A 19,828-nucleotide genomic window follows, 5' to 3' on the forward strand; every position below is an offset into this window, starting at 1 on the left:
CGCCCGTGAAGCTCGCCACCTGGAACGTCAATTCGCTCAAGGTCCGCCTGCCCCACCTGCTCGACTGGCTGGCGGCGGAGGCGCCGGACGTGGTCTGCCTGCAGGAGACGAAGACGACCGATGACGTCTTCCCGGTCGAGGCGCTTGCCGCGGCCGGCTACCGGGCGGTCTTCTCCGGCCAGAAGACCTATAACGGCGTCGCCATCCTGAGCCGCGCCGACGCCGTCGACGTGGTCGCCGGCATCCCGGGCTTCCCGGACGAGCAGAAACGGGTGCTGGCCGCCACGGTGGCGGGGGCCCGGATCATCTGCCTGTACATCCCGAACGGCCAGAGCGTCGACTCCGACAAGTACCAGTACAAGCTGGCCTGGCTGAGCGCGCTGCAGGGTTGGCTCAAGGCCGAACTGGCGGCACACCCGCGCCTGGCCGTGCTGGGCGATTTCAACATCGCCCCGGAAGACCGCGACGTCCATGACCCGGCCGCCTGGGCGGGCCAGGTGCTCTGCTCGGAGCCCGAGCGGCAGCACTTCCGGGACCTCATCGGCCAGGGCCTGACCGATGCCTTCCGGCTCTTCGAGCAGGCGGACAAGTCGTTCTCGTGGTGGGATTACCGGCAGGGCGGCTTCCGGCGCAATCTCGGCCTGCGCATCGATCACATCCTCCTGTCCGGGGGCCTGGCCGGCGCCTGCACCGCCTGCCGCATCGACAAGACGCCGCGCACCTGGGAGCGCCCCTCGGACCATGCGCCGGTGGTCGCCGAGATCGCCGCGCCCGGCTGAGCCGAGACCTCCCGCGGCGTCGGCTCGCCTGCCGCAGGCGGCCTCCCCGATCTGATCCGGTTGCCGGAAAACGGCAGTTTTCGCCGCCGCCGGCGGCCTCCCCGCGGCCCGCCGGAACCGCCGCCGGGCGCGCTCCGGCGCGGTTTGAGTAGATTTTCCTTGCGTCTGGCATAAACCATGCATATGGTGTTTAGTGCTGGTGCCGACCGCTAGATTTAGTGTATGGTGCCGGCCTTGGTTCCAATCGTGCAAGGGGAGATATAACGATGCAAGAAGCGCTGTTTCCGGAACTGGCCGAGCAGGATATTTCCACCGAAGTCCTGCTGGAGAAATACGCCAAGGGTACCGAGCAGAACGTCACCGACGTGCGCATGCGGGTCGCCCGCGCGCTCGCCGCGGTGGAGGACAAGAAGGGCCGGGCGCAATGGGAACGACGTTTCTTCGAGGCGATGGAAGCCGGCTTCATTCCCGGCGGCCGCATCAATTCCGCCGCCGGCACCGAACTCCAGGCGACCCTGATCAACTGTTTCGTGCAACCGGTCGGCGACGCCATCTCCGGCATCAACGACGGCAAGCCGGGCATCTACAACGCCCTCGAGGAGGCCGCCGAGACCATGCGCCGGGGCGGCGGGGTGGGCTACGACTTCTCCACCATCCGGCCCAAGGGCGCCCTGGTGAAAGGCACCCAGTCGCGTGCCAGCGGCCCGATCTCCTACATGCGCGTCTTCGACCGCTCCTGCGAGACGGTGGAATCGGCCGGCGCCCGGCGCGGTGCCCAGATGGGCGTGCTGCGCTGCGACCATCCGGACATCGAGGACTTCATCCACGCCAAGGACCAGGGCGACCTGCGCAACTTCAACATCTCGCTCGGCGTCAGCGACGCCTTCATGCAGGCCGTACAGGACGACGGCGAGGTCGAGCTGGCGCACAAGGCCGAGCCGGGCGAGGAACAGAAGGCGTCCGGCGCCTACCAGCGCGGCGACGGCCTCTGGGTGTACCGCAAGGTCAAGGCGCGCGCCCTGTGGGCCCAGGTCATGCATTCCACCTACGACCATGCCGAGCCGGGCGTGCTGTTCCTCGACCGCATCAACAAGGACAACAACCTCGGCTACTGCGAGACCATCGAGGCCACCAACCCGTGCGGCGAGCAGCCCCTGCCGCCCTACGGCTGCTGCTGCCTGGGCTCGATCAACCTGACCCGGTTCGTGAAGTCCGGCTTCCTGCCCGAGGCCGAGTTCGACTTCGCGGCCCTGGCCAGGACGGTCGCCACGGCCGTGCGCATGCTCGACAACGTCCTCGACCTGACCGCCTGGCCGCTCGACAAGCAGCACGACGAGGCCCAGTCCAAGCGCCGCATCGGCCTCGGCTTCACCGGCCTGGGCGACACCCTGGTCATGCTCGGCCTGCGCTACGACACCGACCTGGCGCGCGTATTCGCCGGCAAGGCGGCCCAGTTCATGCGCGACGAGGCCTACAAGGCGTCCGTGGAACTGGCCAAGGAGCGCGGCCACTTCCCGCTCTTCAACCGCGACCTGTACCTGTCCGGCAGCAACTTCGCCTCGCGCCTGCCGGCCGAGATCAAGGCCGATATCCGCGAGCACGGCATCCGCAACTCGCACCTGCTCTCGATCGCCCCCACCGGCACCATCTCGCTCGCCTTCGCCGACAACGCCAGCAACGGCATCGAGCCGCCGTTCTCCTGGTACTACACGCGCAAGAAGCGCATGCCGGACGGCGGCCACAAGGAATACCAGGTCGAGGACCACGCCTACCGCATGTACCGCGACCAGGGCGGCGTCATGGAGCAGTTGCCAAACAGCTTCGTCACGGCGCTGGAAATCTCCGCCCTCGACCACATGAAGATGGTCGCCGCAGTGGCACCCTACGTCGACTCGGCCATCTCGAAGACCGTCAACGTGCCGGCCGACTATCCGTTCGACGACTTCGCGGAACTCTACAGCGCGGCCTGGAAGGCCGGCCTCAAGGGCATCACCACCTACCGTCCGAACGCGGTGCTCGGCAGCGTGTTGTCGGTGGAGAAGGAAAAGGTGGCGCCGCAGGACTTCCAGATCAGCGACGTCAACCGCCGCATCGAGATCAAGAACGTCCCGGCTCCGGTACTGGAGTCCCTCAAGTGGCCCGGCCGGCCCAAGCTGCCCGGCGGCAACATGGCCTGGAGCTACATGATCGAGTCGCCGCATGGCAGCTTCGCCCTGTTCGTCGGCCACGTCGAGAACGGCGGCGGCAAAGCCTGGCCGTTCGAACTCTGGGTCAACGGTGCCGAGCAGCCGCGCGGCCTCGGCGCCCTGGCCAAGACGCTGTCCATGGACATGCGCGCCAACGACCGTGCCTGGCTGAAGCTGAAACTGGAGTCGCTGGCCAAGACGCGCGGCGACGACGCCTGCTTCATCCCCTTCCCGCCGCACGGCGAGTTGCGCTCCGTGCCCAGCATGGTGTCGGCCATGGCGCAGATCGTGCAGTGGCGCCTGGAACAGCTCGGCGCCCTCAACGTCGACGGCCCGAGCCCGCTGATGGACGTCCTGTTCAGCCACAAGGAACCGAAGACCGGCACCGACGGCACCCTGTCCTGGACGGTCGACGTGCTCAACCCGGCCTCCGACGACGACTTCGTCCTCGGCCTCAAGGAGATCACCCTGCCGGACGGCGTCACCCGCCCGTACTCGGTGTGGCTGTCGGGCGACTATCCGCGTGCCCTGGACGGCCTGTGCAAGATCCTGTCGCTCGACATGCGGGTGATCGACCCGGCCTGGATCGGCATGAAGCTGCGCAAGCTCCTGAACTATCAGGAGCCGCTCGGCGACTTCATGGCCAAGACGCCGGGGTCGGAGAAGAGCCAGACCTGGCCCTCCACCGTCGCCTACGTCGCCCAGCTGATCATCCACCGCTACGCCATGCTGGGCCTGCTCACCGAGGACGGCCAGCCGATCCAGCAGATGGGCATCCTGCAGGAGCCGGTCCACCAGGCCGGCCAGGCCCCGGCCGCCATGCCGGCGATGAAGGGCAAGCGCTGCAAGGAATGCGGCAACGAGACGGTGATCCGCAAGGATGGCTGCGACTTCTGCACCGCCTGCGGGGCGGTGGGGGCGTGCGGGTGAGGGTACTGAGAAGTGATGGATACGCTGATCGCATGCGTCTCACTACTCGTCTCCATCATCGCCTTGGCGATATCCGTAAGGTTTTGGCAGCAATCCTTCAGACCCATCGTGACGGCGGCAGTGAAGACGCACTCTGGAGGGAGTGAAGCCATCCATTACAGCCTGGTGCTGATGAACTCGGGCGCGATCCCCGCAAAGAATGTTGTGCTTCGCGCAAATCAAAGGTCGCTTCATGGAGCGCTGGGTGATGAGGCGACAGAAGAAAATAGACGACGATGGCTCGCCTGTTTTTCCGACAGAGCAGCAGTAGCTGTTTTGCAGAACGGCGACAGGGCTTCTTGTTCGTTTGGGGTGACAAAACGCAACAATGCTGGCTTCTGGAAGTACAAATCGGTCATCAAAATATCGATTGAGTATGAAGGTTGGTTTGGTCGCAAATATTCAGAACCCCAAGAACTACTGATTGCTGATTCCGATAGCTTCACGGGTTTTTCTTGGGGTTAGCGATCACAGTGCCGATGTGGGCTTCTGAGAGGAATCTGGGGCCTCCGGCTTCGCCGCAGTCCGTTCTGGCTGCCGGGGGTTACGGACTAGGTGTTTCGTACCGGTAACACCTGGTTACATCTGCACCGTAAACGGGAAATTTCTCCCTAGCAGGCGACGCGCACGATGACTCCACCCGTGATCGACGGGGTTCAACCTGAATGGAGTCCACCATGAACGCACCATCCAAATCCGTCGCCGCCCTGGCGGCCGCCACCCTGCTGTCCGCCACCGTGCCCGCCCAGGCGGCGATGGGGCCGTGCATGCCCATGATGATGTTCGGCGCCGGCGCACCGGCCTGCAACAGCCAACCGGCGCCGCAGGAACGCAACCAGGCCTGCGCCGTGCCGCAGGAGAACGCGGGGCCGGCCCGGGGTTGCGCCGGCAATCCGCAGATGGGCGCCATGATGGGCGACATGGCCGCCGGCGGCATGGGTATCGCCATGGCGGTCATGGGCGCGATCTTCGGCCCTCCGCACCAGTAAGCCGCCCCGGACCCCGTCCGTCCGGACGGGGTCTGTCGCATTTCCGACCACGGCCCGGGGTCTGGCACGACCCGCGCACGGGGTTGGGCGTGGATTCATATATCAATCAACAAGATAGTTGCGCTCTTGGGTTGGCACGACGATTGCCACTCTGGGAAGAACGATGGGATTCCCAGGTGACTCGACCATGCCGGCCGAACAGGAAATGCAACAGATCAAGCATCGGATCGCGGAGGTGTATGCCCGGCGCGAGCGGCTCAAGCAGGCGCTCGCCGCAGGCGAACTGGCAGCGCGCGCCGGTTTTGCGCAACTGGAGACCACCGACCGCGAGTTGTCCGAGCTGGACAGCCGCTACAAGACCTTGTGGGACGCGGCGAACCCGCGCCGGGCCGGCCATCCCGCGGCCGCCTGGGCGCGCCGTACGGTCTTCGCGCCGGCGCAGCTGGACTGCGTGGCGGCGATCATGCTCAAGGTGCTGGACGGCAAGTGCAAGATGGGGCCGGCCGACAAGGCGGCCATCACGGCCGTCTACGACGTCGTCAAGGGGCAGGCGGGCGAGTCGCTCGCCGACGAGGTGCACGACTTGATCGCGGCCGCCCGCCAGGGCATGGACGCCGACCTGGCGGCGACGGTGCACGGTTGGCGCACGCGCGCGGAGGCGCTGATCGCCAAGCCGGTCATGAAGGATTTCAAGGCATTTATCGGGGCCGCCATGCCCCGCACCGAGGAGACGACATGAACTATTATCAAGACATCCAGCCGGCCGAGGTGGCCGCCCTGCGTGCCGAGTCCGAGCTGCTGGTCATCGACATACGCGACTCCGGCAGCTATGCGCGCGCCCACCTGGACGGCGCCCAGCCGGTCTCGGACGCCCTGCTCCAGCAGCTGCTGCGCAGCCGGCAACGCCAGCGCCCGGTGCTGGTGTACTGCTATCACGGCAACAGCAGCCGCGACATCTGCGACTTCATCGCCGGCTTCGGCTTCACCCGGGTGCACAACCTGGTCGGCGGCTGGCAGGCCTGGGAACAGTACGCGGCCGGCGCGGTGTCCGGTCCCGACCTGGCGGACTGGCTGGCACGCCGGGGCTTCCCGGCCGACGGCGGCATCCACTGCCGGATCGACAACGGCATGTCGCCGCTCATGGTCGCGGCGCTGGCCGGCGAACGCGAGGTGGTGGCGGCCCTCCTGGCGCAGGGTGCCGATCCCAACCACGTCAACGACGACGACCATCACGCCCTCTGGTTCGCCTGCGTGCACGGCGATCCGGAGCTGGTCGGCCTGCTCCTGGGGCGCGGCGCCGATGTCGACAACCAGAACGTCAACGGCGCCACCTGTGCCATCTACGCCGCCTCGACCGGCAAGCTGGACGTGCTCAAGCGCCTGGTCGAGGCCGGCGCCGACCTCGGCAAGGAGACCACGGGCGGCTACGACGCGCTCGCCAGCGCCTCCACCCTGCCGGTGTTGAAGTACCTGCGCACCGTGGTCGCGGAGGCGCGCCTCGCCGCCTGAGCGGCATTGCCCGGCGGCGCGCAGGGAGTAGAATGCCGGCCCCTGGCGCGTGCCGGGTTCCATGACGGCCATCCGGCGGTCGGGCGCGGGTCGCGATCACGGCCGCGCCGGCCGGGGTGGGGTGTCCTGGCCGGACGCCCGCAACCTTTCCGGCCGGCCTGTCATGTCCCTGATCTATGTTCTCGACCTGTGCGCAGTCTCCGTGTGCGCCATCACCGCTACCCTGGAGGCTCGCCGCAGCGAACTCGACCTGTTCGGGGTGACGGTGATCGCGGTCATCGCCGGGATCGGCGGCGGCACCGTGCGCGACCTCCTGCTCGGGCGCCTGCCGGTCTACTGGGTCTATGACGCCAGCTACGTGGTGGTCGGCCTGGTGGCGGGCACGTTGACGTTCTTCCTGGCCCGGCGCCTGGTCCTGCCCAAGAACTTCTTCCTGATCCCGGATGCCGTGGGCATGGCGCTGTTCACCGTGATCGGCACCAGCATCGCCCTCGGCCTGGGCACGCCCTCGCTGGTTGCCGCTCTGATGGGCGTGATCACCGCGGTGTTCGGCGGCGTCATACGCGACATCCTGTGCAACGAGGTGCCGCTGATCTTCCGGACCGACATCTATGCCACGGCCTCCCTGGCCGGTGCCGGGGTGCTCATCGCCCTGGATGCCCTGGGCATCGGCCACAACGCGGCGGTGCTCATCGCCATGGTCGGCACCGTGGCGATCCGCCTGGCCGCCATGCGCTGGCACATCCAGTTGCCGCGCCTGCGCGACGAAGGCGCGGCCTGAGGGCGGCTCAGGCCGCGGGCCGGCGTCGGAAGACTTCCTGGCCGGCGCGCCGGGCGAGCACGCCGGCGGCCTCGGTCATGACCTCGTAGAGGGCGCGCGCGAGGCGGTCGCGCAGGGGGGCCAGCAGCATGGGCATGTGCAACGCGCCGGCCAGCGCGCGCGTCTCCCGGGCGTACAGGTGCAGCAGTTCGTGCACCTGGCGTTCCAGTTCGGCGCGCGGGTAGGCCGCCTGGCAGGCCGACCGGGCGCCCCGGCCGTCCGGCCAGGCGGACAGGACGGCGTGCGCGGCGCTGCCCAGGCGTTCGATGCGCTGGCGCCGGATCGGCTCGATCTCGTCGTAGCGGATGACGATGTCGACCGGAATGCCGGCGACGTTGCGCAGGAAATGGCGGTCGACGTCGCGCGCGGCGGCGAGCAGTTCGCGCACCGCGTCGGCGCCCAGGGGCGCGCCGGCCCGCCGGATGACCAGGGTGTCCTTCTTGATTTCCTTGGCGACGTTCTGGTTCAGGAAGTGTTCCAGCCAGGGCAGCGCCATGCGTACCGGCAGGCGGTCGTTCAGGCCGACCGCGACGTGCCGGCTGAACGCACGCAACAGGGAGCGGTTACACGAGGCCAGCGCGTCAGCGCGATCCATGCTTGGGCCGGTGCTTGGCCACGCCCGGACAGGGGCCGCCAGGCCGGCCCTTGACCGCCCGGTGCAGGCCCACCATGCCGCCCAGGAGCGATTGCCCCTCGACCTCGCAGTAGCCGATGCCGCGCAGGACCTCCGACAGTTCCTCGGTGGTGTAGAAGGCTTCGAGGGCGTCGATGAAATAGGTCTGCGCGTTCATCGCCGCCCGCCCGCTCCGGTAGAGCAGGCCGGTGACCGGCAGGCTCAGGCGCAGGTAGCCGTAGTAGAGCTTCTCCACCACCGGGTTGCCCGGGCGCAGCATGTCGCAATGGTGGAAGTGGCCGCCCGGCTTGAGCACCCGGTGAATCTCGCGGAACAAGTCGTGCACGCGCAGGTGGCGCGACGCCCATTGCAGGGTGATGACGTCGAAATGGTTGTCCGGGAAGGGCAGCACGTGGACGTCGCCGATGGTGCTGTCGATGTGCAGGCCGAGCGCCTCGGCGCGCTGGCGGCCAACTTCCTGCATGGCGGCGCTGCGGTCGATGGCGTGCACCGTCAGGGTGGGTTCGCGCTTGAGCAGGGCGATGCCGACCGCGTTGGTGCCGGCGCAGACGTCGAGCACGCGCTCTCCGGGCTGGAGGTCGATCATGGCCATGAAGCGGCGCGAGAACCAGTCCCACAAGCCGAGGCTGGCGATCCGGTTGGCGCGGTCGTAATACGGCGCCACGTCGACGAAGATGTCGTCGAGATCGTTCTTCCAGACGGAGCCGAAGCGGCTGAGACGGAATTCGTCACGTTCTGCGATGGGGGGAGGACTCATGATGTGTGCGTGAAGTTGTGAAACCAGCCCGCATTCTACCGTACCGGGACCGGCCACCCGGCCCGAGCCCGGGCCGCCGGGTCGGGCGAGGGCGGTGGCCGTGGCGGCTATGGGACACTGTTGGTCGTTCGGCGCCCCGGGCGTTGCGTCCCGGAAGACGGGGATTAGCGATTCCTAATATACTATGGGCCGCCTTTGTAGCAGTCGTAACGCATGCATGTCTAAGCCAGTCGAAACCATCCTTTATGTTCGTCTGCCGGTCTGGAAGATCTATCCGGGCGGCGTCCTCTATGTGGCCGATTTCATCCACAAGCAGCGTCCCGGCGTGCGCCAGGAACTGCTCGACATGGCGCTGGTGCCGCCGGGCGAGCGCCAAGCGGCGCTGCGTGGCCGCATCGAGGCGCTGAAGCCGGACGTGGTGGCCTTCTCGTGGCGCAACATGCAGACCTTCGGGCCGCATCCGGAGAACGATGCCCTCGACGTGGTCATGAACTTCGACTACTCGCCGAAGCCGTGGCGCCGGGTCAAAGCGGCCTGGGACGCGGTCGGCATCATCTGGGACTACGCCGCGTCGCGCCTGCGCAACTTCGGCTACATGAAGCTGGTGCGCAAGCTGCTGCCGGAGGCGCGCATCGTGGTCGGCGGCACCGCGGTGTCGATCTTCGGCAAGTACGTCGCCGAGAAATGCCCGACCGATACCGTGGTGGTCGTGGGCGAGGGCGAGGAAGCCATGCTTTCCGTGGTCGACGGCTTCGAGAACCCGGCCGGGCATTACTACTACAAGGACCGCGCCGGCCGCGTGACCCATCGGCCGGCCGAGGAGACCTTCGACCTGGCACACCTGACGGCGGTCGACTTCGCCTACATCGAGACGATGTTCCCGCAGTTCCGCGAGTACCTGGACGGCTACATCGGCGTGCATACCAAGCGTGGCTGCCCGTTCCAATGCCATTTCTGCCTGTACAACAAGATCGAGGGCGCACACCAGCGCTTCCGCGACCCGGCCGAGGTGGCCAAGGAGGTCGAGACCCTGAACAAGGTCTACGGGGTCAAGTACATCTGGTTCACCGATGCCCAGTTCTGCTCGACCCTGCGCAGCACCCGCCACGTCGAGGACATCCTGGACGAGATGATGGCGCGCCAGGTGGAGGTCTACTGGACCGGCTACCTGCGCCTGAACCACCTGACCGCGGACATCGCCCGCAAGATGCTGAAATCCGGCCTGATCAGCATCGACCTCTCGTTCACCGGCACCCAGGACGTGATCGACAGCCTGACCCTGGGCTATGACCTCGACCAGCAGATGGAAGCCTTCAAGCTGTTCAAGGAGGCCGGCCACACCGACCAGCAGGTCAAGCTGTACATGCCGCTCAACGCGCCGGGCGAAACCGAGGCGACGCTGCTCGCGACGATTGACCGGATCAAGGACCTGTACCGCATGTTCGGGCGCGACAGCGTGCTGCCGTTCATCTTCTTCATCGGCATCCAGCCCAATACCCCGGTCGAGAAGCGTCTGATCGCCGAGGGCTATCTGAAGGCCGGTTACGACCCGCTCACCCTCAACCCGTTCACGATCAAGAAGCTGCTCTACAACCCGGATCCGCTCGGCCGTCTGATCGCCCAGGCCTATCTCGAGGCCATGGAGACGCACAACCCGGGCAGCGACTACATCGGCCGCGCGACCATGGAGATACTGGAGCGCCGCCTGCGCAGCCCGGGCGATCAGCCGGAGTTGCAGATGGCGGTCTGACCGCGGCCGCGACGGCCATGAAAAGGGCGGGAATTCCCGCCCTTTTTCGTTTCCCGGGGCTAACCTCAGATGTCGCCGTTGGCGCCCGCCGTCATGATGCTGAGCAGGTTGTCGCGCACTTCCTCGGCCTTGGCCTTCACTTCCGGGGGCAGGTTGGCGGCCTTGATCATGTTGTCCATGTTGAGCATGATGATCCGGCCCTTGCCCTGCTCGTCCTCGACCAGGGCGACCCGGCAGGGCAGGAAGGCGGCGAAGGCGGGGTTGAGTTCAAGCAGCTTCTTGGCCGTCAGGGCGTCGCAGAACTGGTAGATGGTCATGCGGCGCTGCGGCTTCCCGGTCATCGCCTCGACCTGCTTGGACAGGGGCAGTTCGGCGACCAGCTTGAAGTTCAGCTGGTTGGCGCGCAGCTTCATCGACTCGACCGCGTCGTCCATGCTGACGCCATCGGCCAGCGGCATTTCCAGGATGCCCTGGCCGACCACGTAGACCACCGAGGGTTTCTTGACGCTGTCGGCGGCCCAGCCGGGGGTGGCGAGCCAGGCCAGGGCGGCGAGCGCGATTAGGCACGCGCGCGCGCCACGAAGGATGAAGTTATCGGTCATGGAAGCTCCCACTCTCTCGAAACGGTAAATTGAAATGCCGGGCGTCGGTGGCCCGGTCGCGGCTAGATTATAAGTAAATGATTATATTCTTGCGTAACAGTTCCCGATTTTTTTACTGGTATATTTTTCCCCCGAAACATTCGGACGATCAAAAGGATAGGAGTTAAGCCATGACCCTCAAGCTGCTGTATCTGGTCCACGTCCTGGCCACCGTGATCTGGGTGGGCGGCATGTTCTTCGCCCATCAGGTCCTGCGCCCGGTGGCCATGGCGGAACTGGAACCGCCCCAGCGCCTGCGCCTCTGGAACGGCGTGTTCCGGCGCTTCTTCCCCTGGGTGTGGACGGCGATCCTGGCCCTGATCCTGACCGGCCAGGCACTCGCGCTGCAGTTGGGCGGCATGGCGGTGGTCGGTCTGCACGTCCACATCATGGCGGCCGTCGGCTATCTGATGACGGCGATCTTCGCCTACATCTACTTCAAGCCCTACGCGGCCTTGCGCCGCGCGGTCGCGGCGGAGAACTGGCCGGCCGCCGGCGCGGCGCAGAACCATATCCGGCCGCTCGTCGCGACCAACCTCAGCCTAGGTTTGGCCAACATCATCCTGGTCTTCGTCCTGCCCGTGCTGATATAGGGCGCCGACCCGGTGGTAGGCGGACTCGCCATGCGCCAGTTCGCCGGCCGGGGCCAGGTCCCAGCGCCAGTCCGCAGCGAGCCGCCAGCCGGCCAGCAGGGGCCGGAGATCGCGGCGTTCGAGTTCGCCGCCGGCGCCATCCAGGTGGACCTGTTCCAGGTCGGCCAGCACGCAGACCGGGGCCCGGAAACGGGCCAGCCAGGCCAGGTGCTGACGCGCCAGCACGGTGCCGAATTCGGCGACCTTGTCCGCCGGCCAGGATGCCTGGCGCGTCCGTAGCCACGCCTCCGGGAGGCGGGCGAGCTGCGACAGCAGGTTGACGGAAGCGACCCAGTCTATGCCCGGCTCGGCCAGGAACAGCCCGGGTGGCTCGGGCCACGCCGGCAGCCTGTCCAGGCAGCCGGTGACGTCGGCGCTGATCAGGCGGACGTTGCCATAGCGGCGGGCGGCGCGCCGGGCCGGCCATGGGTGCACGACGTCGACCAGCCAGACCTGCCCGAAGAGGGCGGCCAGCTCGTCGAGCGGCACGTCGAGCAGGTGGCCGGAGCCGAGCACCAGGGCGATGCCGCGCCCGGGCGCGGCACGCGCCGAGTCGAGCAGGGCGCGCCGGCTGGCAGCCAGGTGCGGCGCCCAGGCCTGCCGGCAGCGCCGGTGCCGGGCGGCGATGGCGATGCTCTCCGCCAGGTAGCCCAGGCGGCGTGCGCGCACCGTGGCCGGGGTCAGCAGCCAGGCGAGGGCTTCGCTCAGCATGAGGCGTTCGCCAACGGTGTCCGGGCCGGGCAGGTCTCAGCGCAGCCCGTAGTTGGCGAACTTGGCCAGGGCCTCGTCCATCTCGGCGTCCGAGAGTTGCACGGGGTCGCCCATCAGGCTGGCCCGCCAATACTGTTCGCACAGGCTTTCCACCTCCACCGCGAGGGCCAGGGCCAGGCGCAGGTCGGGGCCGACCGCGACCAGGCCATGGTTGGCCATCAGGCAGGCGCGCCGGTCGGTCATGGCGGCGACGACCAGGTCCGACAGCGCCTGGCTGCCGAACGTGGCGTAGCCGGCACAGCGGATGTCCTTGCCGCCGGCCACGGCCACCATGTAGTGGAAGGGCGGGATGGCCCGGCGCAGGCACGCCAGGGAGACCGCGAACGGGGAATGGACGTGGACCACGGCGTTCACTTCCGGCCGGGCCGAGTAGAGGTCGCGGTGGAAACGCCATTCGCTGGACGGCGCCAGGTCGCCCTCGGCGTCGCCGGCCATGGTCATCCGCACGACCTGGTCCGGACGCACCTCGGCGGACGGAAGCCCGGACGGCGTGATCAGAAAACCGTCGTCCCAACGCGCACTTACATTGCCGGAACTGCCCCGGTTCAGGCGTTCCACGACGGTGAGGCGGGAGGTCTCGGCGACCGAGTGGCGGAGGGCGGATTCAGGCATGGGCGAACCTTTCGGAAATAAATCGCGAAATATTATTGACAGAAAAACTGCGATAGCTAAAATGCGCAGCCTCGATGCGGGAGTAGCTCAGTTGGTAGAGCGCAACCTTGCCAAGGTTGAGGTCGCGAGTTCGAGACTCGTCTCCCGCTCCAAGTTACAATGGGGAAAGCTTGCGGGCTTTCCCCATTCCCTTATCAGGGCACCGTTTCTCGCGGCGCGTTAGCAAAGCGGTTATGCACCGGATTGCAAATCCGTGAAGGTCGGTTCGACTCCGGCACGCGCCTCCAAACAGCCTTACCGACCCGCCCGGGTGGCGAAACAGGTAGACGCAAGGGACTTAAAATCCCTCGACTTCGGTCGTACCGGTTCGAGTCCGGTCCCGGGCACCAGTCCGAGGCGTCGGGCGGCATATCCCAGAGAGTTCAATTCACCCCTTATTTCGTAACCGGAAACCTGTTACAATTCAAAAGTTTTCTTGGATGGGCGTTGCGCCCATTTTTTGTTTCTGAAGCGAATGGAACTGCAAAACTTGATCGAGCCGACCCTGGTCGGCATGGGCTATGAACTGGTCGCCACCGAGCGGGTCGGGCGCGGGCTGCTGCGCGTCTACATCGACAAGCCGGACGGCATCGGCGTGGAGGATTGCGTCAAGGTCAGCAACCAGCTGACCCGCCTGTTCATGGTCGAGAACGTCGACTACAGCCGTCTCGAGGTGTCGTCGCCGGGGCTCGACCGGCCGCTCGTCAAGGAAGCCGATTTCGTCCGCTTCGCCGGCGAGGCGGCGACGATCAAGCTGCGCATGCCGACCGAGGCCGGACGCAAGAAGTTCGTCGGCAAGCTGGCCGGCGTGACGGACGGTGTGCTGCACCTGGAGACGGAAACGGGAGCCGAGGCAATCCCGCTCGCCGATATCGATTCGGCCCGTCTGGTACCGAATATTTGACAGTTTTGCCCCGGAGGATGCGATGAGTCGGGAAGTTTTGTTGTTGGCCGATGCGCTGGCGCGCGAGAAGAATGTCGACCCGGACGTGGTGTTCGGTGCCCTGGAATCGGCCCTGGCCCATGCCACCAAGAAGCGCTTCAGCGAGGATGCCGACATCCGCGTGAGCATCGACCGCAAGACCGGCGAGTATGAAGCGTTCCGGCGCTGGGAGGTGCTGCCCGACGAGGCCGGTCTGGAATTCCCGGATCGCCAATACCTCCTGTTCGAGGCCCGCGAGATCGATCCCGAGATCGAGATCGGCCAATTCGTCGAGGAGCCGACCGAGGCGGTCGACTTCGGCCGCATCGGCGCCCAGGCCGCCAAGCAGGTGATCCTGCAGAAGATCCGCGACGCCGAGCGCGAGCAGGTCCTGAACGACTTCCTGGCCCGCAACGAGTCCCTGGTGTCCGGCACCATCAAGCGCATGGAGCGCGGCAACGCGATCATCGAGTCCGGTCGCATCGAAGGCCTGCTGGCGCGCGACCAGATGATCCAGAAGGAAAACCTGCGCATCGGCGACCGGGTGCGTGCCTGCCTGTTGCGCGTCGAGCGCGGCGGCCGCGGCCCCCAACTGATTCTGTCGCGCACCGCGCCGGAGTTCATCAAGCAGCTGTTCGCCCTCGAAGTGCCCGAGATCGCCGAGGAACTGATCGAGATCAAGGCGGCGGCCCGCGACCCCGGCCTGCGCGCCAAGATCGCCGTCAAATCGAACGACCCGCGCGTCGATCCCCAGGGGTCCTGCATCGGTGTGCGCGGTACCCGGGTCACCGCCGTGACCAACGAGTTGAACGGCGAGCGCGTCGACATCGTCCTGTGGTCGCCCGAGCCTGCCCAGTTCGTCATCAACGCCCTGGCCCCCGCCGAAGTCACCAGCATCGTGGTGGACGAGGAGAAGCACAGCATGGACGTGGTGGTGGACGAGAGCCAGCTGGCCAACGCCATCGGCCGCGGCGGCCAGAACGTGCGTCTGGCCTCGGAGTTGACCGGCTGGACCATCAACATCATGACCGAGGCCGAGGCCGAGGAGAAGAAGGAATCCGAGGTCTCCACCATCCGCCAGCTGTTCATGGACAAGCTGGACATCGACCAGGAAGTCGCCGACGTCCTGGTCGAGGAGGGGTTCTCCACGTTGGAGGAGGTGGCCTACGTGCCCCTGGCCGAGATGCTCGAGATCGAGGTGTTCGACGAGGACACCGTCAACGAATTGCGTGCCCGCGCCCGCGATGCCCTGCTGACCGCGGCCATCGCCCAGGAAGAGACGGTGGAGAAAGAATCTACCGATCTCATGAGCGTCGAGGGCATGGATGCCAAGCTGGCGTCCGACCTGTCCGCCAAGGGCATCAAGTCCGCCGAGGACCTGGCCGACCTGGCGGTCGACGAACTGGTGGAGCTCACCGGCATGGCCGAGGACCAGGCACAGGCCCTGATCATGGCCGCGCGTGCGCCCTGGTTCGACTGAGCTGCATAGATAGAGGGTTAGATGAACGTCGAACAATTCGCCAATGAGCTGAAAGTCGCCCCGACCCTGCTGGTCGAACAATTGCAGGCTGCCGGCGTGTCGGTCACGGAAACCACGGACGAACTGTCCGACCAGGACAAGGCGCGTTTGCTGGATTACCTGCGCGACAAGCACGGCGCCAAGACGCCCAAGACCAAGATCACGCTGACCCGCAAGCAGACCTCGGAGATCAAGACCGCGGACAGCTCGGGCAAGTCCCGCACCATCCAGGTCGAGGTGCGCAAGAAGCGCGTCCTGGTGAAGCGTGAGACCCCGGTCGCGGCGACCGAGGAACTGCCGGGCGAGATCGTCGACGAGGCTCCGCTACTGCCCGAGCCGGTCGTCGAGGTGGTGCCCGAACCGGTCGTCGAAATGGTGCCCGAACCGGTCGAAGAGCCGGTCGTCGAGGAACCGGTCGTCGAGGTGGCGCCCGAGCCTGTCGAGGAGGTCGTCGAGGAGACGCCCGAGCCGGCGCCGACGCCGGTCATCGGCGAGCACGAGCTCAAGCTGCGCGAGGCCGAGGCCTCGCGCCACGCCGCGCTGCGCGCCATCCAGGAGGCCGAACTGAAGGCCAAGCAGGAACGCGAAGCGGCACGCAAGGCGGCCCAGGAGGCCGAGGCCGCCAAGAAGGCCGCCGAGGCCGCCAAGCCGGCCGCGCCGAAGCCGGCCGAGACCAAGCCGGCCGTCAAGCCCAAGGTCGACAAGGCGGCCGCCAAGAAGGGCAAAACCGGCCAGGACGAATCGGCCGGCAAGAAGGGCCTCAAGGTGCGTGGTGCCCTGGAGGCCGAGAGCGGTTGGCGCGGTGGCAGCCGCAAGGCCAAGCACAAGTCCGAGCAGCCCCAGTTCGTGCCGCCGACCGAACCGACGGTCAAGGAAATCCTGGTGCCCGAGACCATCTCCGTCGCCGAGCTGGCGCACAAGATGGCGGTGAAGGCGGCCGAGGTGATCAAGACCCTGATGAAGATGGGCTCCATGGTCACCATCAACCAGGTGCTCGACCAGGACACCGCCATGATCGTGGTGGAGGAACTGGGTCACGTCGCCAAGCCGGCCCCGACCGACAACCCCGAGGCCTATCTGGAGGATACCGGCGAGGTCAAGGAAGTCGAACTCCTGCACCGCGCCCCGGTGGTCACCGTCATGGGCCACGTCGACCACGGCAAGACCTCGCTGCTCGACTTCATCCGGCGTGCCCGCGTGGCGGCCGGCGAAGCTGGCGGCATCACCCAGCACATCGGCGCCTACCACGTCGAGACCCCGCGCGGCATGATCACCTTCCTGGACACCCCGGGCCACGAGGCCTTCACGGCCATGCGGGCGCGCGGTGCCAAGGCCACCGACATCGTCATCCTGGTGGTGGCGGCCGACGACGGCGTCATGCCGCAGACCAAGGAAGCCATCCACCACGCCAAGGCCGGCAACGTGCCCATCGTGGTGGCGGTGAACAAGATCGACAAGCCGGGCGCCAACCCCGAGAAGATTCGCCAGGAAGTCTCCGCCGAGGGCGTGGTGCCCGAGGAATGGGGCGGCGAGACCATGTTCGTCGACGTCTCCGCGAAGACCGGCGTCGGTATCGACCAGCTGCTGGAATCCGTGCTCCTGCAGGCCGAGGTGCTGGAACTGAAGGCCCCGATCGACGCCCTGGCCAAGGGCATCGTCATCGAATCGCGCCTGGACAAGGGGCGCGGCCCGGTGGCCACCGTGCTGGTGCAGTCCGGTACCCTGAAGCGCGGCGACATGATGTTGGCCGGCGCCGCCTTCGGCAAGGTGCGTGCCATGCTGGACGAGGACGGCAAGCCGGTCACCGAGGCCGGTCCGTCCATCCCGGTGGAGATCCAGGGCCTGTCCGAAGTCCCGGCCGCCGGCGAGGACGTCATGGTCCTGCCCGACGAGCGCAAGGCGCGCGAGATCGCCCTGTTCCGCCAGGGCAAGTTCCGCGACGTCAAGCTGGCCAAGCAGCAGGCGGCCAAGCTGGAGACCATGTTCGAGCAGATGGGCGAGGGCGAGGTGAAGAGCCTGCCGCTGATCATCAAGGCCGACGTCCAGGGTTCCTACGAGGGCCTGACCCACGCCCTGCAGAAGCTCTCCACCAGCGAGGTGCGGGTGAACATCATCCACGCCGCCGTAGGTGCGGTGTCGGAGTCCGACATCAACCTGGCCATCGCCTCCGGCGCCGTGATCATCGCCTTCAACGTCCGGGCCGACGCCCAGGCGCGCAAGCTGGCCGAGAACTCCGGTGTTGACATCCGCACCTACAACATCATCTACGAGGCCGTGGACGACGTGAAGGCGGCCATGGGTGGCCTCCTGTCGCCGGAGAAGAAGGAGAACGTCACCGGTATGGCCGAGGTGCGCCAGGTCTTCCGCATCACCAAGGTCGGCACCGTGGCCGGCTGCATGGTCACCGACGGCTTCATCAAGCGCGCCGGTTCGGTGCGCGTGATCCGCGACAACGTGGTCATCCACACCGGCGAGATCGATGCCCTCAAGCGCTTCAAGGACGACGTCCGCGAGGTCAAGGAAGGCTTCGAATGCGGTCTCAGCCTGAAGAACTACAACGACCTCGTCGAAGGCGACCAGCTCGAATGCTTCGAGGTGGTCGAGGTGGCCCGGACGTTGTGATGCCTCGACCCGGGGCGGGCGCGGCGGCGAGCCGCGCCCGCCCCGCCTGAACAGTTCAGCCATGCCATCCGATTTTCCCCGTTCCCGCCGCGTCGCGGAGCAGATCCGCCAGGAATTGGCGGACATACTCTGGCGCGACATCAAGGACCCGCGCGTCAAGGGCGTCACCATCAACGCGGTCGAGGTCAGTCCCGACCTGGAGCACGCCAAGGTCTGGTACACGGTCATGGTCGGCGACCGCCAGGCCGTCGCCAAGGGCCTGAACAGTTCGATCGGCTTCCTGCGCCGCGAACTGGCCCACCGCATGCGCCTGCGCATGGTGCCCAGCCTGGCCTTCCAGTACGACGAATCGGTCGAGCGCGGCGCCCACCTGTCGCAACTGATCGACCGGGCGATCGAGGAAGACAAGCAGCATCCCCACGACGAGGACTGATGGCTAAGCGCAAGGTCGACGGCGTACTGCTGCTGGACAAGCCGGAGGGCATCACCTCCAACCTGGCCCTGCAGAAGGCGCGCCGCCTGTTCAATGCCGAGAAGGCCGGCCATACCGGGACCCTCGACCCGTTCGCCACCGGCCTGCTGCCGCTTTGCCTGGGCGAGGCGACCAAGTTCTCCCAGTTCCTGCTCGACGCCGACAAGGTCTACCTGGCCGAACTGCATCTGGGCGTCCGCACGACCACCGCGGACCCCGAGGGCGAGGTGATCGAGACCCGCCCGGTGGCCGTGACGCGCAACGACATCGCCGGCATCCTGCCCCGCTTCATCGGCGCCATCGACCAGGTGCCGCCCATGCATTCGGCCATCAAGCGCGACGGTCGGCCACTCTACGAACTGGCCCGCAAGGGTGTCGAAGTGGAACGCCAGGCGCGCCGGGTGAAGGTGTACGGCATCGAGCTGCTCGGCCTGGCCGGCGACCGCCTGACCGTGCGGGTGGACTGCGGCAAGGGCGTCTACGTACGCACCCTGGCCGAGGACATCGGCGCCGCGCTCGGTTGCGGTGCCCACCTGGCCGCGTTGCGGCGCGAGCAGGTCGGCCCGTTCGCGATCGAGGACGCCGTCAGCCTGGCCGAGTTGGAGGCCATGGCCGCGGACGCGCGCGATGCGGAGCTTCTGCCGCCGGACTGCCTGATCGAGGACCTGGCCCGGCTCGACCTCGACGTCGAGTCGGCCTGGCAGATCCGCCACGGCCAGGCGATCTGGCGCGCCGGGCTGCGCGTGGGCGACCTGTTGCGCCTCTACGATCCGGCCGGCCGCTTCCTGGGCGTCGCCGAGGTCGACATCGAAGGCAAGGCGGCGCCGAAGCGGTTGCTCGCGACAGCCCCCTGAATTTGCTTGAGAAAATCCCCCGCTGGCGGGTAAAATCCCACGTTTTCAAAATTCGTTTCAGATCGGAGTAGTTTCAAATGGCTATCGAAACCGCGCAAAAGGCCCAAATCGTCAAGGACTTCCAGCGTGCCACCGGCGACACCGGTTCCCCGGAAGTGCAGGTCGCCCTGCTGACCGCCCGCATCAACGACCTGACCGGCCACTTCAAGGCCAACACCAAGGACCACCACTCCCGCCGCGGCCTGCTCAAGATGGTGAGCCGCCGTCGTCGCCTGCTGGATTACCTGAAGTCCCGCAACCTGGACAGCTACCGTCAGCTGATCGACCGTCTCGGCCTGCGCAAGTAATCCT

20 protein-coding genes and 3 tRNA genes are annotated in these 19,828 nt (G+C 66.9%); 18 read left to right on the top strand and 5 right to left on the bottom strand.

Features of this window, described 5'->3' with window-relative positions; translation table 11 throughout:
• The first annotated feature begins 5 nt into the window (after nt 1-5).
• The 7 genes from xth (at nt 6) to EZJ19_RS02785 (ending at nt 7,213) form a co-directional block, all read left to right on the top strand.
• Nucleotides 6-779, top strand: a complete 774-nt coding sequence (xth, locus tag EZJ19_RS02755) for an exodeoxyribonuclease III (RefSeq protein WP_131444775.1) — start codon at nt 6-8, stop codon at nt 777-779.
• 266 nt (nt 780-1,045) lie between these two features.
• Nucleotides 1,046-3,895 carry an adenosylcobalamin-dependent ribonucleoside-diphosphate reductase gene (locus EZJ19_RS02760; protein ID WP_131444776.1) on the top strand — a complete coding sequence of 950 codons (2,850 nt, stop codon included), beginning with the start codon at nt 1,046-1,048 and terminating at the stop codon, nt 3,893-3,895.
• 15 nt (nt 3,896-3,910) lie between these two features.
• Complete coding sequence (locus EZJ19_RS02765) at nt 3,911-4,399, top strand: hypothetical protein (RefSeq protein ID WP_131444777.1); 489 nt, start codon at nt 3,911-3,913, stop codon at nt 4,397-4,399.
• 212 nt (nt 4,400-4,611) lie between these two features.
• Nucleotides 4,612-4,923, top strand: a complete 312-nt coding sequence (locus EZJ19_RS02770; protein WP_131444778.1) for a hypothetical protein — start codon at nt 4,612-4,614, stop codon at nt 4,921-4,923.
• Nucleotides 4,924-5,128: 205 nt separating this feature from the next.
• A complete protein-coding gene (locus EZJ19_RS02775; RefSeq protein WP_131444779.1) occupies nt 5,129-5,662 on the top strand; it encodes a hypothetical protein in 534 nt (177 codons plus the stop codon).
• Entirely contained in the window at nt 5,659-6,432 is a 774-nt protein-coding gene (locus tag EZJ19_RS02780; protein ID WP_131444780.1) for an ankyrin repeat domain-containing protein, read from the top strand. Before EZJ19_RS02775 ends, EZJ19_RS02780 begins: the two co-directional genes overlap by 4 nt.
• A gap of 163 nt (nt 6,433-6,595) precedes the next feature.
• Complete coding sequence (locus EZJ19_RS02785; RefSeq protein WP_131444781.1) at nt 6,596-7,213, top strand: trimeric intracellular cation channel family protein; 618 nt, start codon at nt 6,596-6,598, stop codon at nt 7,211-7,213.
• 7 nt (nt 7,214-7,220) lie between these two features.
• Here the strand turns inward: EZJ19_RS02785 and EZJ19_RS15745 are convergent, their stop codons facing one another.
• On the bottom strand, nt 7,221-7,847 hold the full coding sequence (locus EZJ19_RS15745; RefSeq protein ID WP_165873433.1) for a hypothetical protein: 627 nt from the start codon (nt 7,845-7,847) through the stop codon (nt 7,221-7,223).
• Nucleotides 7,834-8,643 (bottom strand): class I SAM-dependent methyltransferase, encoded by an 810-nt coding sequence (locus EZJ19_RS02795; protein WP_131444782.1) that lies wholly within the window; start codon nt 8,641-8,643, stop codon nt 7,834-7,836. Before EZJ19_RS02795 ends, EZJ19_RS15745 begins: the two co-directional genes overlap by 14 nt.
• A 217-nt stretch (nt 8,644-8,860) precedes the next feature.
• On the opposite strand from EZJ19_RS02795, the gene EZJ19_RS02800 reads away from it, so the two are divergent.
• Nucleotides 8,861-10,393: a B12-binding domain-containing radical SAM protein gene (locus EZJ19_RS02800; protein WP_165873434.1), complete on the top strand. Its 1,533-nt coding sequence runs from the start codon at nt 8,861-8,863 to the stop codon at nt 10,391-10,393.
• A gap of 65 nt (nt 10,394-10,458) precedes the next feature.
• Here EZJ19_RS02800 and EZJ19_RS02805 read toward each other — a convergent pair whose 3' ends face one another.
• Nucleotides 10,459-10,995, bottom strand: a complete 537-nt coding sequence (locus tag EZJ19_RS02805) for a DUF302 domain-containing protein (RefSeq protein ID WP_131444784.1) — start codon at nt 10,993-10,995, stop codon at nt 10,459-10,461.
• Between the two features lie 170 nt (nt 10,996-11,165).
• On the opposite strand from EZJ19_RS02805, the gene EZJ19_RS02810 reads away from it, so the two are divergent.
• Nucleotides 11,166-11,627 (top strand): CopD family protein, encoded by a 462-nt coding sequence (locus tag EZJ19_RS02810; RefSeq protein ID WP_131444785.1) that lies wholly within the window; start codon nt 11,166-11,168, stop codon nt 11,625-11,627.
• Here the strand turns inward: EZJ19_RS02810 and EZJ19_RS02815 are convergent.
• Nucleotides 11,577-12,377: a hypothetical protein gene (locus EZJ19_RS02815; RefSeq protein ID WP_131444786.1), complete on the bottom strand. Its 801-nt coding sequence runs from the start codon at nt 12,375-12,377 to the stop codon at nt 11,577-11,579. The two genes, EZJ19_RS02810 and EZJ19_RS02815, sit on opposite strands and share 51 nt — an antisense overlap.
• A gap of 36 nt (nt 12,378-12,413) precedes the next feature.
• Nucleotides 12,414-13,049 (bottom strand): class II aldolase/adducin family protein, encoded by a 636-nt coding sequence (locus EZJ19_RS02820; protein WP_131444787.1) that lies wholly within the window; start codon nt 13,047-13,049, stop codon nt 12,414-12,416.
• Nucleotides 13,050-13,125: 76 nt separating this feature from the next.
• Between EZJ19_RS02820 and EZJ19_RS02825 the strand changes: the two genes are divergently transcribed.
• From EZJ19_RS02825 to rpsO, 9 genes are all read left to right on the top strand, one after another.
• Nucleotides 13,126-13,201 (top strand) — tRNA-Gly (locus EZJ19_RS02825).
• A 61-nt stretch (nt 13,202-13,262) separates the two neighbouring features.
• Nucleotides 13,263-13,336, top strand: a tRNA-Cys gene (locus EZJ19_RS02830).
• 17 nt (nt 13,337-13,353) lie between these two features.
• A tRNA-Leu gene (locus tag EZJ19_RS02835) sits at nt 13,354-13,438 on the top strand.
• Nucleotides 13,439-13,563: 125 nt separating this feature from the next.
• A complete protein-coding gene (gene rimP / locus EZJ19_RS02840) occupies nt 13,564-13,992 on the top strand; it encodes a ribosome maturation factor RimP (protein WP_131444788.1) in 429 nt (142 codons plus the stop codon).
• 22 nt (nt 13,993-14,014) lie between these two features.
• Nucleotides 14,015-15,490 carry a transcription termination factor NusA gene (gene nusA, locus EZJ19_RS02845; protein ID WP_131444789.1) on the top strand — a complete coding sequence of 492 codons (1,476 nt, stop codon included), beginning with the start codon at nt 14,015-14,017 and terminating at the stop codon, nt 15,488-15,490.
• 21 nt (nt 15,491-15,511) lie between these two features.
• The gene (infB, locus tag EZJ19_RS02850; protein ID WP_131444790.1) at nt 15,512-18,151 is read left to right on the top strand and encodes a translation initiation factor IF-2; all 2,640 of its coding nucleotides are present in this window, start codon (nt 15,512-15,514) and stop codon (nt 18,149-18,151) included.
• 61 nt (nt 18,152-18,212) lie between these two features.
• The gene (gene rbfA, locus EZJ19_RS02855; RefSeq protein ID WP_131444791.1) at nt 18,213-18,584 is read left to right on the top strand and encodes a 30S ribosome-binding factor RbfA; all 372 of its coding nucleotides are present in this window, start codon (nt 18,213-18,215) and stop codon (nt 18,582-18,584) included.
• Nucleotides 18,584-19,477, top strand: coding sequence for a tRNA pseudouridine(55) synthase TruB (gene truB, locus EZJ19_RS02860; protein WP_131444792.1), 894 nt, complete (start codon nt 18,584-18,586; stop codon nt 19,475-19,477). Before rbfA ends, truB begins: the two co-directional genes overlap by 1 nt.
• 77 nt (nt 19,478-19,554) lie before the next feature.
• Nucleotides 19,555-19,824, top strand: coding sequence for a 30S ribosomal protein S15 (gene rpsO / locus EZJ19_RS02865; protein ID WP_131444793.1), 270 nt, complete (start codon nt 19,555-19,557; stop codon nt 19,822-19,824).
• Nucleotides 19,825-19,828 lie beyond the last annotated feature (4 nt).

This window comes from Parasulfuritortus cantonensis (assembly GCF_004337445.1).
GTDB lineage: Bacteria > Pseudomonadota > Gammaproteobacteria > Burkholderiales > Thiobacillaceae > Parasulfuritortus > Parasulfuritortus cantonensis.

Coding starts and splice junctions, on each gene's coding strand:
- rpsO (WP_131444793.1), top strand. CDS start 19,555: ATGGCTATCGAAACCGCGCAAAAGGCCCAAATCGTCAAGGACTTCCAG.
- rimP (WP_131444788.1), top strand. CDS start 13,564: ATGGAACTGCAAAACTTGATCGAGCCGACCCTGGTCGGCATGGGCTAT.
- EZJ19_RS02780 (WP_131444780.1), top strand. CDS start 5,659: ATGAACTATTATCAAGACATCCAGCCGGCCGAGGTGGCCGCCCTGCGT.
- truB (WP_131444792.1), top strand. CDS start 18,584: ATGGCTAAGCGCAAGGTCGACGGCGTACTGCTGCTGGACAAGCCGGAG.
- EZJ19_RS02770 (WP_131444778.1), top strand. CDS start 4,612: ATGAACGCACCATCCAAATCCGTCGCCGCCCTGGCGGCCGCCACCCTG.
- rbfA (WP_131444791.1), top strand. CDS start 18,213: ATGCCATCCGATTTTCCCCGTTCCCGCCGCGTCGCGGAGCAGATCCGC.
- EZJ19_RS02785 (WP_131444781.1), top strand. CDS start 6,596: ATGTCCCTGATCTATGTTCTCGACCTGTGCGCAGTCTCCGTGTGCGCC.
- nusA (WP_131444789.1), top strand. CDS start 14,015: ATGAGTCGGGAAGTTTTGTTGTTGGCCGATGCGCTGGCGCGCGAGAAG.
- EZJ19_RS02775 (WP_131444779.1), top strand. CDS start 5,129: ATGCAACAGATCAAGCATCGGATCGCGGAGGTGTATGCCCGGCGCGAG.
- EZJ19_RS02805 (WP_131444784.1), bottom strand. CDS start 10,995: ATGACCGATAACTTCATCCTTCGTGGCGCGCGCGCGTGCCTAATCGCG.
- EZJ19_RS02820 (WP_131444787.1), bottom strand. CDS start 13,049: ATGCCTGAATCCGCCCTCCGCCACTCGGTCGCCGAGACCTCCCGCCTC.
- EZJ19_RS15745 (WP_165873433.1), bottom strand. CDS start 7,847: ATGGATCGCGCTGACGCGCTGGCCTCGTGTAACCGCTCCCTGTTGCGT.
- EZJ19_RS02760 (WP_131444776.1), top strand. CDS start 1,046: ATGCAAGAAGCGCTGTTTCCGGAACTGGCCGAGCAGGATATTTCCACC.
- infB (WP_131444790.1), top strand. CDS start 15,512: ATGAACGTCGAACAATTCGCCAATGAGCTGAAAGTCGCCCCGACCCTG.
- EZJ19_RS02810 (WP_131444785.1), top strand. CDS start 11,166: ATGACCCTCAAGCTGCTGTATCTGGTCCACGTCCTGGCCACCGTGATC.
- EZJ19_RS02765 (WP_131444777.1), top strand. CDS start 3,911: ATGGATACGCTGATCGCATGCGTCTCACTACTCGTCTCCATCATCGCC.
- EZJ19_RS02815 (WP_131444786.1), bottom strand. CDS start 12,377: ATGCTGAGCGAAGCCCTCGCCTGGCTGCTGACCCCGGCCACGGTGCGC.
- EZJ19_RS02800 (WP_165873434.1), top strand. CDS start 8,861: ATGTCTAAGCCAGTCGAAACCATCCTTTATGTTCGTCTGCCGGTCTGG.
- EZJ19_RS02795 (WP_131444782.1), bottom strand. CDS start 8,643: ATGAGTCCTCCCCCCATCGCAGAACGTGACGAATTCCGTCTCAGCCGC.